Annotated in this window: 15 protein-coding genes; all 15 read right to left on the bottom strand. The window is 70.3% G+C overall.

Features of this window, described 5'->3' with window-relative positions:
- Positions 1-13: 13 nt before the first annotated feature.
- The 15 genes from gmk to aroC all read right to left on the bottom strand — a co-directional run bounded on the left by gmk (position 14) and on the right by aroC (position 14,630).
- Complete coding sequence (gene gmk / locus ABCU91_RS09375; RefSeq protein WP_413353490.1) at positions 14-910, bottom strand: guanylate kinase; 897 nt, start codon at positions 908-910, stop codon at positions 14-16.
- Entirely contained in the window at positions 903-1,766 is an 864-nt protein-coding gene (gene pyrF / locus ABCU91_RS09370; protein ID WP_406924257.1) for an orotidine-5'-phosphate decarboxylase, read from the bottom strand. The genes gmk and pyrF overlap by 8 nt, the downstream gene beginning before the upstream one ends.
- Positions 1,763-5,050: a carbamoyl-phosphate synthase large subunit gene (gene carB / locus ABCU91_RS09365; RefSeq protein WP_413353489.1), complete on the bottom strand. Its 3,288-nt coding sequence runs from the start codon at positions 5,048-5,050 to the stop codon at positions 1,763-1,765. The genes pyrF and carB overlap by 4 nt, the downstream gene beginning before the upstream one ends.
- On the bottom strand, positions 5,043-6,203 hold the full coding sequence (carA, locus tag ABCU91_RS09360) for a glutamine-hydrolyzing carbamoyl-phosphate synthase small subunit (protein ID WP_406924259.1): 1,161 nt from the start codon (positions 6,201-6,203) through the stop codon (positions 5,043-5,045). Before carA ends, carB begins: the two co-directional genes overlap by 8 nt.
- Positions 6,200-6,733: a hypothetical protein gene (locus ABCU91_RS09355; RefSeq protein WP_413353488.1), complete on the bottom strand. Its 534-nt coding sequence runs from the start codon at positions 6,731-6,733 to the stop codon at positions 6,200-6,202. The genes carA and ABCU91_RS09355 overlap by 4 nt, the downstream gene beginning before the upstream one ends.
- Positions 6,730-8,034 carry a dihydroorotase gene (locus ABCU91_RS09350; RefSeq protein ID WP_413353487.1) on the bottom strand — a complete coding sequence of 435 codons (1,305 nt, stop codon included), beginning with the start codon at positions 8,032-8,034 and terminating at the stop codon, positions 6,730-6,732. The genes ABCU91_RS09355 and ABCU91_RS09350 overlap by 4 nt, the downstream gene beginning before the upstream one ends.
- Positions 8,031-9,002: an aspartate carbamoyltransferase catalytic subunit gene (locus ABCU91_RS09345; RefSeq protein ID WP_406924262.1), complete on the bottom strand. Its 972-nt coding sequence runs from the start codon at positions 9,000-9,002 to the stop codon at positions 8,031-8,033. Before ABCU91_RS09345 ends, ABCU91_RS09350 begins: the two co-directional genes overlap by 4 nt.
- A complete protein-coding gene (pyrR, locus tag ABCU91_RS09340) occupies positions 8,999-9,529 on the bottom strand; it encodes a bifunctional pyr operon transcriptional regulator/uracil phosphoribosyltransferase PyrR (protein ID WP_133399591.1) in 531 nt (176 codons plus the stop codon). The genes ABCU91_RS09345 and pyrR overlap by 4 nt, the downstream gene beginning before the upstream one ends.
- 214 nt (positions 9,530-9,743) lie before the next feature.
- Entirely contained in the window at positions 9,744-10,151 is a 408-nt protein-coding gene (gene nusB / locus ABCU91_RS09335) for a transcription antitermination factor NusB (RefSeq protein WP_091353558.1), read from the bottom strand.
- Positions 10,152-10,158: 7 nt separating this feature from the next.
- On the bottom strand, positions 10,159-10,719 hold the full coding sequence (gene efp, locus ABCU91_RS09330) for an elongation factor P (RefSeq protein ID WP_091353554.1): 561 nt from the start codon (positions 10,717-10,719) through the stop codon (positions 10,159-10,161).
- A 90-nt stretch (positions 10,720-10,809) separates the two neighbouring features.
- The gene (locus ABCU91_RS09325; RefSeq protein WP_413353486.1) at positions 10,810-11,256 is read right to left on the bottom strand and encodes a type II 3-dehydroquinate dehydratase; all 447 of its coding nucleotides are present in this window, start codon (positions 11,254-11,256) and stop codon (positions 10,810-10,812) included.
- A gap of 9 nt (positions 11,257-11,265) precedes the next feature.
- Positions 11,266-11,799, bottom strand: coding sequence for a GNAT family N-acetyltransferase (locus tag ABCU91_RS09320; protein ID WP_413353485.1), 534 nt, complete (start codon positions 11,797-11,799; stop codon positions 11,266-11,268).
- Positions 11,796-12,875, bottom strand: a complete 1,080-nt coding sequence (aroB, locus tag ABCU91_RS09315) for a 3-dehydroquinate synthase (protein WP_091353542.1) — start codon at positions 12,873-12,875, stop codon at positions 11,796-11,798. Before aroB ends, ABCU91_RS09320 begins: the two co-directional genes overlap by 4 nt.
- Positions 12,872-13,417 (bottom strand): shikimate kinase, encoded by a 546-nt coding sequence (locus ABCU91_RS09310; protein WP_413353484.1) that lies wholly within the window; start codon positions 13,415-13,417, stop codon positions 12,872-12,874. The genes aroB and ABCU91_RS09310 overlap by 4 nt, the downstream gene beginning before the upstream one ends.
- The gene (gene aroC, locus ABCU91_RS09305; protein WP_413353483.1) at positions 13,404-14,630 is read right to left on the bottom strand and encodes a chorismate synthase; all 1,227 of its coding nucleotides are present in this window, start codon (positions 14,628-14,630) and stop codon (positions 13,404-13,406) included. Before aroC ends, ABCU91_RS09310 begins: the two co-directional genes overlap by 14 nt.
- Position 14,631 lies beyond the last annotated feature (1 nt).

Here is a 14,631-nt window from a genome sequence, read left to right as displayed (position 1 = left end):
GCCGCGGCGGGCGTCAGTGCGCCAGTCGGGCGACTTCCGCCGCGGCCCGCGCGACGTCGTCGTTCACGACGCGGTAGTCGAACTCGCCCTGCGACGCGAGCTCGACGCGTGCGGTCTTCAGCCGGCGTGCGCGCTCCTCTTCGCCCTCGGTCCCCCGACCGACGAGCCGGTTGACGAGCTCGTCCCAGCTGGGCGGCAGAAGGAAGACGAGCGTCGCGTCGGGAGCGGCGGCGCGCACCTGACGCGCGCCCTGCAGATCGATCTCGAGCAGGACGGTCCGCCCCTCGGCGAGGGCGGCATCGATCGGGCGACGCGGGGTGCCGTAGCGGTAGGCGTTGTGCACCGTCGCGTACTCGAGGAGCTCGCCCGCCTCGACCATCCGGTCGAATTCGGCGTCGTCGACGAAGAAGTAGTGCTCGCCCTCGACCTCGCCCGGGCGCGGCGGACGCGTCGTCGCGGACACCGAGAGGAGGATCTCGGGGTGGTGCTCTTTGATGTGCGCGGCGACCGTTCCCTTCCCCACGGCGGTGGGGCCGGCGAGCACGATCAGACGGCTGCGCGCGTCACGCGCGCGCGGCTCGGGCAGGCGACGGTCGAGGTAGTCCTGCAGCACCTGCCGCTGGCGGATGCCGAGACCGCCGATCTTCTTCACGGGAGCGATCTGCAGGTCCGCGAGGATGCGGTCGCGCTTGCCCTCGCCGATGGCAGGGATCGCGGTGAGGAATTCGGTGACGCGCATCGCGGCGGCTGCGGACTGCGGCTCGGCCCATGCGCGCCGCAGCAGGTCCTGCGGGCTGATGACGCGCGTCGACACGTCGCGCTTGAGGGCGGCACGCTCGCGGCGCGCGGCGACGGCGCGACGCGACGCGGCGGCGCGGTCGACCTCGGGAGGGGTGCGGGAGTCAGGCATGTCGGGCGTCCTGGAGTTCGGAGTTGTGGGTGTCGATGGCGGCGGCGATCCCGTCGGGACCCGCGCCGAGGATGCTGCGGCTGGCGCTGGCGAGCACCTGCGGTGCCAGGGCACCGAACCGCTCGGAGATGTCGCGAAGGCGGGCACCCTGCGCTCCGAATCCGGGGGCGAGAAGGGACGCGCGGTGCAGCGAGGCATCCGTCAGTCCGAGATCTGCGCGCTCCACTGTAGCCCCGACGACGAAGCCGACCGGACCGAAACGGTCCTCCCCCACGACTGCCGACGAGTTCGCCGCGCCGGCGCGCTGCGCGACCCAGTCCGCCACCGTCTGGCCGCGCTCGGCGTCGACCGCCGTGATCTCAGCGGACTGCAGGCCTGCGGCCTCGGGGTTGCTGGTCGCCGCGAGGACGTAGACGCCCTTGCCCTCTCGGACGGCCGTCGCGATCGTGCCGCGCAACGAATCGGGTCCGAGGTACGGGCTCACGGTCACAGCGTCGGATTCGAGCGGAGAGCCCGCCGACAGCCAGGACTCGGCGTACCCGTCCATCGTCGTCCCGATGTCGCCGCGCTTCGCGTCGGCGATGACGATCAGGCCCGCTGCCCGGGCCGTCCCGATGACGTCCTCGAGCGCCGCATAGCCCGCTGATCCGAACCGCTCGAAGAACGCCACCTGGGGTTTGACGACGCCGACACGGGTGCGCGCGGCATCCACGACGCGGAGCCCGAAGTCGCGGACGCCCGCAGCGGATGCCGGGAGCCCCCACGCGTCCAAGAGCGACGCGTGGGGGTCGATGCCGACGCACAGCGGGCCGCGGGCGTCGAGCGCCGCGGCCAGCCGCGAACCGAATGAGGTCACACCGCCGCCTTCCGGTCGGCGGCGTACTCCTGCAGGCTCCGGACCTCGAAGCCGCTCCGGAGGACGGGCATCGCCGACACCGCCGCGCCGAGCACGGCCATCGTGGTGAACAGCGCCTTGTCGGCGGCCACCGCGGCGGCGCGGATCTCGTAGCCGTCGGCCCGCGCGATGCCGCCCGAAGGGGTGTTCACGACGATGTCGATCTCGCCCGCGTTGATGAGGTCGACGACGTTCGACTCACCTGAGTCCTGTGTCTCGGAGTACTTGGAGACGACTTCGACCCGGATGCCGTTGCGGGCGAGGATCTCCGCCGTGCCCTCCGTGGCGATGAGCGTGTACCCGAGCTCCTGCAGGCGGTGCGCCGGCAGGATGACGGCGCGCTTGTCGTCGTCGGCGACCGAGAGGAAGACGGTGCCCGAGGTCGGCATCCCGCCGTAGGCCGCGGCCTGGCTCTTCGCGAACGCCGTCGGGAAGTCGCGGTCGATGCCCATGACCTCGCCCGTCGAGCGCATCTCGGGGCCGAGCACGGAGTCGACGGTGCGGCCATCGGCGGTGCGGAACCGCTTGAACGGCAGCACGGCCTCTTTGACGGCGACGGGGGCGTCGAGCGGCACGCGCGAACCGTCCTGCTCGGGGAGCAGGCCTTCGGCGATGAGCTCGGCGATCGAGGCGCCCGCCATGATGCGGCTGGCGGCCTTGGCCATCGGGATGCCGAGTGCCTTCGAGACGAAGGGCACCGTACGCGACGCGCGCGGGTTGGCTTCGATGACGTAGAGAACCCCGGCCGAGACGGCGAACTGCACGTTGAGCAGACCTCGCACGCCGACGCCCTCGGCGATGGCGTGCGTCGCAACGCGCACCCGGTCGATCTCGCCCCGGCCGAGCGACATGGGCGGCAGTGTGCACGACGAGTCGCCGGAGTGGATGCCGGCCTCCTCGAGGTGCTCCATCACGCCGCCGATGTAGAGCTGCTCGCCGTCGAAGAGGGCGTCGACGTCGATCTCCACCGCGTCGTCGAGGAAGCGGTCGACCAGCAGCGGTGCGTCCTCGCGGATGATCGCCTGGTCGGCGATGCGGACGAAGTAGTCGCGCAGGCTGTCGGTGTCGTAGACGATCTCCATGCCGCGGCCGCCGAGCACGAAGCTCGGCCGGACGAGCACCGGGTAACCGATCTCCTCGGCGATGGCGATAGCGCCCGCCTCGTCGGTGGCCGTCCCGTGACGCGGGGCGGTGAGACCCGCGCGGTCGAGCAGCTGCGAGAAGAGCTCGCGCTCCTCCGCGATGTCGATCGCAGCGGGCTTCGTGCCGAGGATGGTGTACCCGGCCGCCTCGATGCCCTTCGCGAGGCCCAGCGGCGTCTGTCCGCCGAGCTGGCAGATGACGCCGACGATCTCGCCCGACAGCGCCTCGGCGTGCAGCACCTCGAGGACGTCCTCCAGGGTCAGCGGCTCGAAGTACAGCCGGTCGCTCGTGTCGTAGTCGGTCGAGACGGTCTCGGGGTTGCAGTTGACCATGATGGTCTCGAAACCGGCGTCCGACAGTGCGAACGAGGCGTGGACGCAGGAGTAGTCGAACTCGACGCCCTGACCGATGCGGTTCGGACCCGAGCCGATGATGACGACCTTGCGGCCCTCGCTGGGCGTGACCTCGGTCTCGCGGTCGTAGGAGGAGTAGTGGTACGGCGTCAGGGCCGGGAACTCCCCCGCGCACGTGTCGACCGTCTTGTAGACGGGGCGCAGTCCGAAGCCGTGACGGATGCCGCGAACGCCTGCCTCGTCGAGGCCGCGGAGTTCCGCGATCTGGGCGTCGCTGAAGCCGTGATCCTTCGCGAGGCGCAGGATGTCCTCGGTCAGCTCGTCCGCCTCGCGGATGTATTCGGCGACCTCGTTGATGAGGATCATCTGGTCGAGGAACCACGGATCGATCGCCGTCGCGTCGAACGCCTGCTCGAGCGTGGCGCCCTTGCGCAGCGCCTGCTGCAGCACGACGATGCGGCCGTCGGTGGGCGTCTTCGAGATCTCGAGAAGCTCCTCCATCGAGCGCTGCTCGGGCCCCCAGTGGAAGCTGGAGCCGCGCTTCTCGAGCGAGCGGAGCGCCTTCTGGAGAGCGGTCGTGTAGTTGCGCCCGATCGCCATCGCCTCGCCGACCGACTTCATGGTGGTCGTGAGGGTCGTGTCGGCGGCGGGGAACTTCTCGAAGTTGAAGCGCGGCACCTTGACGACGACGTAGTCGAGCGTCGGCTCGAAGCTCGCCGGCGTCGCCTTCGTGATGTCATTCGGCACCTCGTCGAGGCGGTAGCCGATCGCGAGCTTCGCGGCGAGCTTCGCGATCGGGAAGCCGGTCGCCTTCGAGGCGAGCGCCGACGAGCGCGAGACGCGCGGGTTCATCTCGATGACGATGATGCGGCCGGTCGCCGGGTCGACGGCGAACTGGATGTTGCAGCCACCGGTGTCGACGCCGACGGCGCGGATGATGTCGATGCCGATGTCACGGAGCTTCTGGTACTCACGGTCGGTCAGCGTCAGTGCCGGAGCGACGGTGATCGAGTCGCCGGTGTGCACGCCGACGGGGTCGACGTTCTCGATCGAGCACACGACGACCGTGTTGTCGGCGGTGTCGCGCATGAGCTCGAGCTCGTACTCCTTCCACCCGAGAATCGACTCCTCGAGGAGCACCTCGGTCGTGGGCGAGTCGCGCAGGCCCGCGCCGCCGATGCGGCGGAGGTCCTCCTCGTCGTACGCGAACCCGGACCCGAGGCCCCCCATCGTGAAGGACGGGCGGACCACGAGCGGGTAGCCGAGCTCCTCGGCACCGGCGAGCAGGTCGTCCATGGTGTGCGCGATGACGCTGCGCGCGACGTCGGCTCCGGACTCGAGGACGAGCTCCTTGAAAACCTGGCGGTCCTCGCCCTTGCGGATCGCGTCGACCTTGGCGCCGATGAGCTCGACGCCGTACTTCTCGAGGATGCCGCGGTCATGGAGCGCCATCGCGGCGTTGAGCGCCGTCTGGCCGCCGAGGGTCGGCAGGATCGCGTCGGGCTTCTCCTTGGCGATGATCGTCTCGATGACCTCGGGGGTGATCGGCTCGACGTAGGTCGCGTCGGCGAAGTCGGGGTCGGTCATGATCGTGGCCGGGTTCGAGTTCACGAGGATGACGCGCACGCCCTCCTCGCGGAGCACGCGGCACGCCTGGGTGCCGGAGTAGTCGAACTCGCAGGCCTGACCGATGACGATCGGGCCCGATCCGATGACGAGGACGCTCTGGATGTCGTCGCGCTTAGGCATTCTTCGTCTCCTGGGTGGCGACCACGAGGTCGCGGAAGCGGTCGAACAGGTAGTTGGCGTCGTGCGGGCCGGCGGCGGCCTCGGGGTGGTACTGCACGCTGAACGCCGGGAGGTCGAGGGCGCGGAGCCCCTCGACCACGTTGTCGTTGAGGCCCACGTGGCTCACCTCGACACGGCCGTAGCCGTGCGGGCTGTCGATGACGCCCTCGATGGGCGCGTCGACGGCGAAGCCGTGGTTGTGCGCCGTGATCTCGACGCGGCCCGTGGTCTTGTCGAGGACCGGCTGGTTGATGCCGCGGTGCCCGAACGGCAGCTTGTACGTGCCGAACCCGAGGGCGCGGCCGAACAGCTGGTTGCCGAAGCAGATGCCGAAGAACGGCAGTCGGGCGTCGAGGATCTCGCGCAGGAGCGCGACGTGACGATCGGATGCCGCGGGGTCGCCGGGGCCGTTCGAGTAGAAGACGGCGACGGGGTCGACGGCCTGGATGTCCGCGAACGAGATCGTCTGCGGCAGCACGTGGACCTCGAACCCGCGGGCGGCGAGGTTGTTCACCGTCGCCTGCTTCACGCCGAGGTCGAGGATCGCGAGGTTGCCGACCTTCTCGCCGATCGCCGGGGTCACCTGCGCGGCGGGCACGGAGACGTCGGCGGACAGGTTCTGCCCGCTCATCTCGGGCGCCTCGCGCACGATGCGCAGCTGCTCGTCATCGCTGAGCGCCGCGGCATCCCCTGAGAACACCCCACCCCGCATGGAGCCCGCCGATCGCAGCACCCGGGTGACCGCGCGCGTGTCGATGCCGCTGATGCCCACGATGCCGTCGCGGACGAGCGCGTCCTCGAGCGAGTGGTCGGCGCGCCAATTGGAGACGATGCGCGAGGGGTCGCGCACGACATACCCCGACACCCAGATTCGGCGGGACTCGTGGTCCTCGCCGTTCATGCCGGTGTTGCCGATGTGAGGGGCGGTCTGCAAGACGATCTGACCCGCGTAGGACGGGTCGGTGATCGTCTCCTGGTAGCCGGTCATCGCCGTGGCGAAGACGACCTCGCCGAGGGTGGTGCCGCGGGCGCCGTAGGCGTGGCCGGGGTGTCGGGAACCGTCCTCGAGGACGAGGACGGCGGGTTCGGGAGCCTGGAATCTCTGAATGCTCATGCGTCGCTTCCGGGGGTCTGCTGGGGAGAGGTGGGAGAGGAGGTGGCGGGGAGGACACGGCTGATCGCGTCGCTGAGCGATCGCGCGGAGAGGTCCTGCGGGCGGAGGTAGCTGTCGACGACCGTGCCTTCCGGGGTGGTCCACGCGAGACGCACGAGACCGTCGCGCTCGACGACCCGGTCGATGGCGACCGTCGCCTGGCCCACGGAGACGAGGGCGTCCGCGGCGAGGAAGATCCGCGGCTGGCCGGTCAGATCGAGAGCCACGCCGGCGTCGGTCACGGTGACGTCGACGCGGGACCGGAAGGCGAGCCCGCGGATCGCGAGCCGTTCCAGCGCATCGTCGTGACGGGTCGTGGCGACGTAGAGGCCCTCCGAGCGGAGACTCGTGACGGCACCGTCGGGGGCGTCGCCGACCGGGGCGGTCAGGTCCGCATCCCGCCTCGATCGTCGTCGCCAGGCGACGAGCCCGATCACGATCAGGATGACGGCGACCGCCACCATGACCAGGACGGCGGCCTCGCGCGTCACGAGGCGACCTCGGCGATCACCGCGCCGTCGGCGACGGTCTGCCGGCCGCGGAAGAACGTCGCGCGCACCTCGCCCGGCAGCTCCCGCCCGAGGTAGGGCGAGTTCACACTGCCTCCCCGCAGGTCTTCCGTGCTGAATGCGCGGACCGGCGCCGGGTCGTAGAGGGCGAGGGATGCCGGCGATCCGACCGCGATCGGGGTCCCGGCATCCGCGAGCCTGCCGATGCGGGCAGGGGCCGATGACATGACACGGACGACGTCGGACCACTCGAGCAGACCCGTCTCGACCATCGCGGAGTGCACGACGCGCAGGGCGGACTCGAGTCCGACCATCCCGTTGGCCGCAGCCTGCCATTCGCAGGTCTTCGCTTCGGCGGGGTGCGGGGCGTGGTCGGTGGCGACGATGTCGATCGTGCCGTCCGCGAGTCCCTCTCGGACCGCGCGCACATCCTCGTCCCGCCGCAGCGGCGGGTTGACCTTGAAGCGCGGGTCGTATCCGCGGACGAGGTCCTCGGTCAGCAGCAGATGGTGGGGCGTGACCTCGGCCGTGACGTTGATGCCGCGCTTCTTCGCCCACCGGATCAGGTCGACGGAGCCGGCGGTCGAGAGGTGGCAGACGTGCAGCCGCGAACCGACGTGCTCGGCGAGGAGCACGTCGCGCGCGATGATCGACTCCTCGGCGACGGCCGGCCATCCCGTGAGGCCGAGCTCGGCCGAGACGGTGCCCTCGTTCATCTGGGCACCCTCGGTCAGTCGCGGGTCCTGCGCGTGCTGCGCGACGACGCCGTCGAAGGACTTCACGTACTCCAGCGCCCGGCGCATGATGAGCGGGTCGAAGACGCAGAAGCCGTCGTCGCTGAAGACGCGGACGCGCGCGCGTGATGAGGCCATCGCGCCGAGCTCGGCGAGGCGCTCGCCCTTCTGCCCGACGGTGACGGCGCCGATCGGCTGGACGTGGGCGTAGCCGGCGGCCTCGCCCAGGGCGAGCTCCTGCTCGACGACGCCGGCCGTATCCGCGACCGGAGAGGTGTTCGGCATGGCGAACACCGTCGTGTAGCCGCCGGCGGCGGCGGCACGGGAGCCCGACAGGATCGTCTCGGACGCCTCGTAGCCCGGCTCTCGGAGGTGGGTGTGCAGGTCGACCAAGCCGGGCAGCGCGATCAGGCCGTCGGCATCCACCGTCCGTGCGCCGTTCTCGCTGAGGCCCGTGCCGAGCTCGGCGATGACCCCGTCTCGGATCAGGATGTCCGCGGCGATGCCGCCGTCGATCCGCGCCCCGCGGATGAGGATGCTCTCGCTCATCGGGCCTCCTCCTGTGGGTGGGTGGTGGGTCGCTCCCCCGCAAGGAGCAGGTAGAGCGCCGCCATGCGGACCGAGACACCGTTCGCGACCTGCTCGAGCACGGTCGATCGTGGTGAATCGGCGGCGTCGGCGGAGATCTCCAGACCCCGGTTCATGGGTCCGGGGTGCATGACAATGCTAGCGGTCGGAAGAGATCCCATCCGCGCGGCATCCAAGCCCCAGCGGCGTGAATACTCCCGTTCAGTGGGGAAATAGGCGGCGTTCATCCGCTCGAGCTGGATGCGGAGCATCATGACGGCGTCCGGCGCGGAAGCGATGGCCTCATCGAGGTCATAGGAGATCGTCACCGGCCAGGCCGAGACGTCCTGCGGGACCAGCGTCGGAGGTGCCACCAGGGTGACCCGAGCCCCGAGCGTCGTCAGGAGCCAGACGTTCGACCGCGCGACGCGCGAGTGCAGGATGTCGCCGACGATCGCGATGTGGAGCCCCGCGAGGTCGCGGCCCCTGCTGTCATCCCCGAAGAAGCGCTTGCGGATCGTGAACGCGTCCAGCAGAGCCTGTGTGGGGTGCTCGTGCGTGCCGTCACCGGCGTTCAGGACTCCGGCCGAGATCCAGCCGCTCGTCGCGAGCGTGTGCGGGGCTCCCGAGGCACCGTGACGGATCACGACCGCGTCGGCGCCCATCGCCTGCAGGGTCTGCGCGGTGTCCTGGAGGGACTCGCCCTTTGAGACCGAGGACCCCTTCGCGGAGAAGTTGATGACGTCGGCCGAGAGCCGCTTGGCAGCCGCTTCGAAGGAGATCCGGGTGCGCGTCGAGTCCTCGAAGAAGAGATTGACGACGGTCTTCCCGCGGAGGGTGGGGAGCTTCTTGACCTCGCGGGACTGCGTGTCGCGCATGTCCTCGGCGACGTCGAGGATGCGGAGCGCGTCGTCCCGACTGAGGGTGCGGGTGTCGAGGAGGTGTCTCATGACGCGATCGTCACCTCTTCGGCGCCGTCGACGTCGGCCAGCCGCACGTTGACGCGCTCCTCACGCGAGCTCGGCAGGTTCTTGCCGACGAAGTCCGGCCGGATGGGGAGTTCGCGGTGACCGCGGTCCACGAGGATCGCGAGGCGCACGACGGCGGGCCGGCCGATGTCCTGCAGCGCGTCGAGGGCGGCACGGATGGACCGACCCGAGAACAGCACGTCGTCGACGAGGACCACGGTCTTCGCGTCGATGCCGCCGGGCGGGATCTCGGTGGGGCGCGGCGTCCGCGTGGGATTGCGGTGCAGATCGTCGCGGTACATCGTGACGTCGAGCGATCCGACCGGGACGGTCACGCCCGTGAACGACGCGATGAGCCCCGCGATGCGTTCGGCGAGAGTGACGCCGCGAGTGGGGATCCCGAGGAGCACGAGCCCGTCGGGGCCCTTGTTCGACTCGAGGATTTCGTGAGAGATGCGCGTGAGTGCGCGGGCGATGTCAGCGTCGTGCAAGACGATGCGCGAAGTCATCCGCCGCTCCCTTCTCCGCCTCACAGGACGGTGTTAAAGGTTGCTTGTACGAGACCACTCTAGCGGGGCCGGGCGGGCGGCCGCGGCATCCGGTCGCTCTCCAGGACTCCCCCGCCGACGAAAGACGGCATCGCGGCCGAGACTCGACGCGAAGCCGCGCATCTCGGACGGGATGCCGTCTGTCGGTGGATGTGCCGGGTCGCCGGCCCTCGGGTCAGGAGCGCGCGATGCGGGCGAGGACGCCGTGCACGAACGAGCCGGAGTCGTCGGTGGAGAACTCCTTCGCGAGCTCCACCGCCTCGTCGATGGCGACCGCGGTCGGGATCTGGTCGTTGTGCAGGATCTCCCACACGCCGATCCGAAGGATCGCACGGTCGACCGCCGGCATCCGCTCGAGCTTCCAGTCACGCGCGTGCGTGACGATCTGCTCGTCGATCTCGCTCTGCGCGTCGATGACGCCGTCCACGATCTCGCGGGCGTACAGCCACGAGGCCTCGCGCGCCGGCTCGTTCGCGGCGCGTTTGGCCTCGGCGGCGAGGGTGACGCCGAGGTCATCGCCCCGGATGTCGGACTGGTACAGGATGTCGAGGGCGCGCTTGCGCGCCTTGCTCCGAGCGCTCATCGGGCGGTCAGTTCACGCGGCCGAGGTAGTCCCCGGTGCGCGTGTCGACCTTGACCTTGGTGCCCTGGTCCACGAACAGCGGGACCTGGATCTCGTAGCCGGTCTCGAGGGTCGCGGACTTCGTGCCGGCCGAGGAGCGGTCGCCCTGCAGGCCCGGCTCGGTGTACGTGATCTCGAGGACGACAGAGGCGGGCATCTCGACGTAGAGCGGGTTTCCGTTGTTGAGCGCGATCTGCACCTGCTGGTTCTCGAGCAGGTAGTTGGCCGCGTCGCCGACGACGGTGGCCGAGACGTTCAGCTGGTCGTAGTCGGCGACGTCCATGAAGACGTAGCTGTCGCCGTCGTTGTAGAGGTACGTGAAGTCGCGGCGGTCGACGTTCTCGATCTCGATCTTCGCGCCCGCGTTGTAGGTGCGGTCGACGACCTTGCCCGAGACGACGTTCTTGAGCTTCGTGCGGACGAAGGCGCCACCCTTGCCGGGCTTCACGTGCTGGAACTCGACGACGTTCCAGAGCTGTCCGTCGATGGACAGGACGACGCCGTTCTTGATGTCTGCAGTGGATGCCATGAGAGTGCGATTTTCCGTTCCGTGGGTTCGAGGCCGATGCGGCCGACGATCGATTCTACGGGATGCCGCAGCATCCGCCCCGGAAAGCGGTCAGCCGTCGAGGGTCGAGAGCAGTTCGCGGGTCGCGGCGGCGTATCCGGCGACCCCGCGGCCGACGACATGCACCACGGCGACGTCGGCGACGTAGGAGTGGTGGCGGAACGGTTCTCGGACCATCACGTCGGAGATGTGGACCTCGGCGACAGGGAGAGCGACCCCCGAGAGCGCGTCGCGCAGCACGACGGAGGTGTGGGTCAGCCCGCCCGGGTTGATGACGATGCCGGCGCAGTCCGTGCGGGCCGCGTGGATCGCGTCGATGAGGACGCCTTCGTGGTTGCTCTGCACCGCGCGCACCTCGAAGCCGGACTCCGCGGCGGTCCGCTCGACGAGCGCCTCGACGTCGGCGAGGGTCTCGCGCCCGTAGACGTCGGGTTCGCGGATGCCGAGAAGGTTCAGGTTCGGTCCGTTGACGAGGAGCAGGCGGCGGGCGGTCGACACGTGACGACCCTACTGGGACGGGCGGTGCATCTGGATCTCGCGGCCGACCTCGGTGTCGAGCGCGAGTCCCGTCGGGACGAACCCCAGGCGACGGTACGCCGCCTGGGCACGGGCGTTGTCGATGTGGACGTCGAGGGTGAGCCCGTCGGCGCCGACGGCCTCTGCCCAGGCGGATGCCGCGGCCACGAGCTCGTCAAGGACGCCCCGCCCGCGGTGCTCGGCATCGACGAAGACACCGACGAGCTCGGCCCGCGGGGCGGCGACGCCGCGCCCCAGGGCGTCGGCAGCACCGGCATCCCGGATGAGGACCGTCGCGGAGCCGACCCACCGCTCCCCCGCGATCGCGACGAACTGCGCCGCGTTCTGACCCAGGGCGGCGTCGGCGGTCCGCGACTGCCAGTGCACGTCGTCGCGGGCGAGCTCCTGCTCGCGGGTGGTCAGAAACGCGATGGACGCGGCCGGATCGCTGACCGCGCGGATGCGGAGGTCGCGGACCTCGCGCCACTCGTGCAGGCGGACGCGGCGAACCGCGGCATCCGTCACCCGGCGATCTCCTGGTAGGCCGCGAACAGCAGCGACTCGTCGGGAGCCTGCATGACGGTGGGCTTGCCGATCGCGTCGAGGACGATGAAGCGGAGCATGCCGGCGCGCGACTTCTTGTCGCGCTGCATGACGCCCAGCAGGTGCTGCCAGCCATCCATCCGATAGCTCGTGGGAAGGCCCAGGAGGTCGAAGATCCGGCGGTGGCGCGCGACGTCGTCGTCCGAGAGCCGCCCGGCGAGGCGCGAGAGCTCGGCGGCGTACATCATGCCGATCGAGATGGCGGCGCCGTGGCGCCAGCGGTACCGCTCGGCGTGCTCGATCGCGTGACCCAGGGTGTGGCCGTAGTTCAGTACTTCACGCAGGCCTGCCTCGCGGAAGTCCTCGCTCACCACGCGCGCCTTCATCTCGATCGCGAGCTCGATGCACCGGCGGAATTCGTCCGTCGTCGGGTCGACCGCCGCCTCGGGGTCGCGCTCGACGATGTCGAGGATCTCGGGGTACCAGATGAAGCCGGCCTTCACGACCTCCGCGAAACCGGCGACCGTCTCGTTGCGCGGCAGCGTGTCGAGTACGTCGAGGTCGCAGATCACCGAACGGGGAGCCCAGAACGCGCCGACGAGGTTCTTCCCCTCAGCGGTGTTCACGCCCGTCTTGCCGCCGACCGCGGCATCCACCATCCCGAGGACGGTCGTCGGGATCTGCACGACCTGCACACCGCGCAACCAGGATGCGGCCACGAACCCGGCCAGGTCGGTCACTGCACCGCCGCCGAAGCCGATGACCGCGTCGGTGCGGGTGAAGTCGGCCTGCCCCATGACCTGCCAGCAGAAGGCGGCGACCTCGATACGCTTGCCGTCCTCGGCGTCGGGAACCTCGGCGGTGAGCACCTCGAGCGAGCCGTCGGCGAGGAGCAGTTCACGGAGGTCGGCGGCCTTCGCACCCAGGCGCGGGGTGTGCACGATGAGCACCTTCTTGACGGTGGGGGCGAAGTGCTCGCGGACACCGGCGAGCAGGCCCCGGCCGACGTGGATGTCGTACGGCGAGGCCCCGGTAACGCTGATGGTGGTGTGGGTCATGGGGTGACTCCTGAGGTGTCGGCGGCGGGCCCTGCCCATTCCGCGATGGCGGTCACGATGTTCTCGAGCGGCCCCGACGAGGTGTCGAAGGTCGCGTCGGCGACGGCCTCGTAGACGGGCCGCCGTTCCGCGTAGATGCGCTCCCAGCGCTGGATCGGTGTCTCGTCGTCCCCCGAGAGCAGGGGGCGGGATGCCGCTTCGCCCAATCGACGGGCGACGACGCGCGGCGCGACGGTCAGCAGGGCCACCCGGTGGGAGCGCAGTCGCTCCCGCGTGGCCTCGTCGAGCACGGCTCCTCCGCCGAGCGAGACGACGCCGCCGCTGCTCAGGGCTTGCGCGACCGCATCCCGTTCGAGAGAGCGGAAGTGCGGCTCACCGTGTGTCGCGAACAGGTCGGCGATCGGCCCGTGGGTGCGGACGATCATCGCGTCGGTGTCGTGGAAGGTTCGCCCGAGTCGCTTCGCCACCCGTTTGCCGACGCTCGTCTTGCCGGCCCCCATGGGACCGATGAGCACGATCGCCCGGGCGTCAGGCGAGGTCATGCGCGAGGAGTGCCGCCTCAGACGCAGGGGTCGTCTTCAGCGTCTCGGGGATCGCCTCGAGGTAGGTCTCGAGGTTGCGACGCGTCTCACGGATGCTGTCACCGCCGAACTTCTCGAGGACCGCGTCTGCGAGCACGATCGCGACCATCGCCTCGGCGACGACGCCGGCTGCCGGCACCGCGCAGACGTCCGAGCGCTGGTGGTGGGCGGCGGCCGTGTCACCGGTGGCGACGTCCACAGTGCGCAGCGCGTGCGGGACGGTGGCGATGGGCTTCATCCCGGCGCGGACGCGGAGGACGGTGCCCGTCGACATCCCGCCTTCGGTGCCGCCGGCACGGTCGGACGCGCGCGTGATGCCGTCCTCGGTCGCGAAGAGCTCGTCGTGAGCCGCTGACCCGCGACGACGCGTGGTCTCGAACCCGTCGCCGACCTCGACCCCCTTGATCGCCTGAATGCTCATGAGGGCCTGGGCGAGCTTGCCGTCGAGGCGCCGATCCCAGTGCACGTGCGATCCGAGCCCCGGAGGCAAGCCGTAGGCGAGCACCTCGACGATGCCGCCGAGGGTGTCGCCGTCCTTCTTGGCGGCATCCACCTCGGCGACCATGCGCTCGGACGTGGCCGGGTCGAAGCAGCGCAGCGGATCGGCGTCGAGCGCATCGACATCGTCGGGTCCGGGGAGTTCCGCGCCCTCGGGCACCTGGACGGGACCGATCGACAACGTGTGGCTCACCAGGCGGATGCCGAGCTCAGAGAGGAAGCTGCGGGCGATCGCACCCAGCGCGACGCGAGCGGCTGTCTCGCGCGCGCTCGCGCGCTCGAGGATCGGCCTGGCCTCGTCGAAGTCGTACTTCTGCATGCCGACGAGGTCGGCGTGGCCGGGACGGGGGCGCGTGAGCGCGGCACCGCGGCCGCGGGAGCGCTCGCTCAGCTCGGTGGGCTCGGGGTTCATGACCTCGATCCACTTGGGCCACTCGGTGTTGCCGATGCGCAGGGCGATCGGGCTGCCGAGCGACAGGCCGTGCCGAACGCCGCCCGAGAGGTTCAGCTCGTCTTCCTCGAACTTCATCCGCGAGCCACGGCCGTAGCCGAGCTTGCGGCGGGCCAGGTCGGCGCGGATCGCGTCGAGCGAGACGGGGACGCCGGAGGGCAGACCCTCCATGATGGCGACGAGTTCGGGGCCGTGGGATTCGCCGGCGGTGAGCACGCGGAGCATT

This window comes from Microbacterium phoenicis, from assembly GCF_047302325.1.
Classification (GTDB): Bacteria; Actinomycetota; Actinomycetes; order Actinomycetales; family Microbacteriaceae; genus Microbacterium.
Note: the sequence above shows the minus strand (reverse complement) of the source record. Positions and strands in the feature narration are given on the sequence as shown.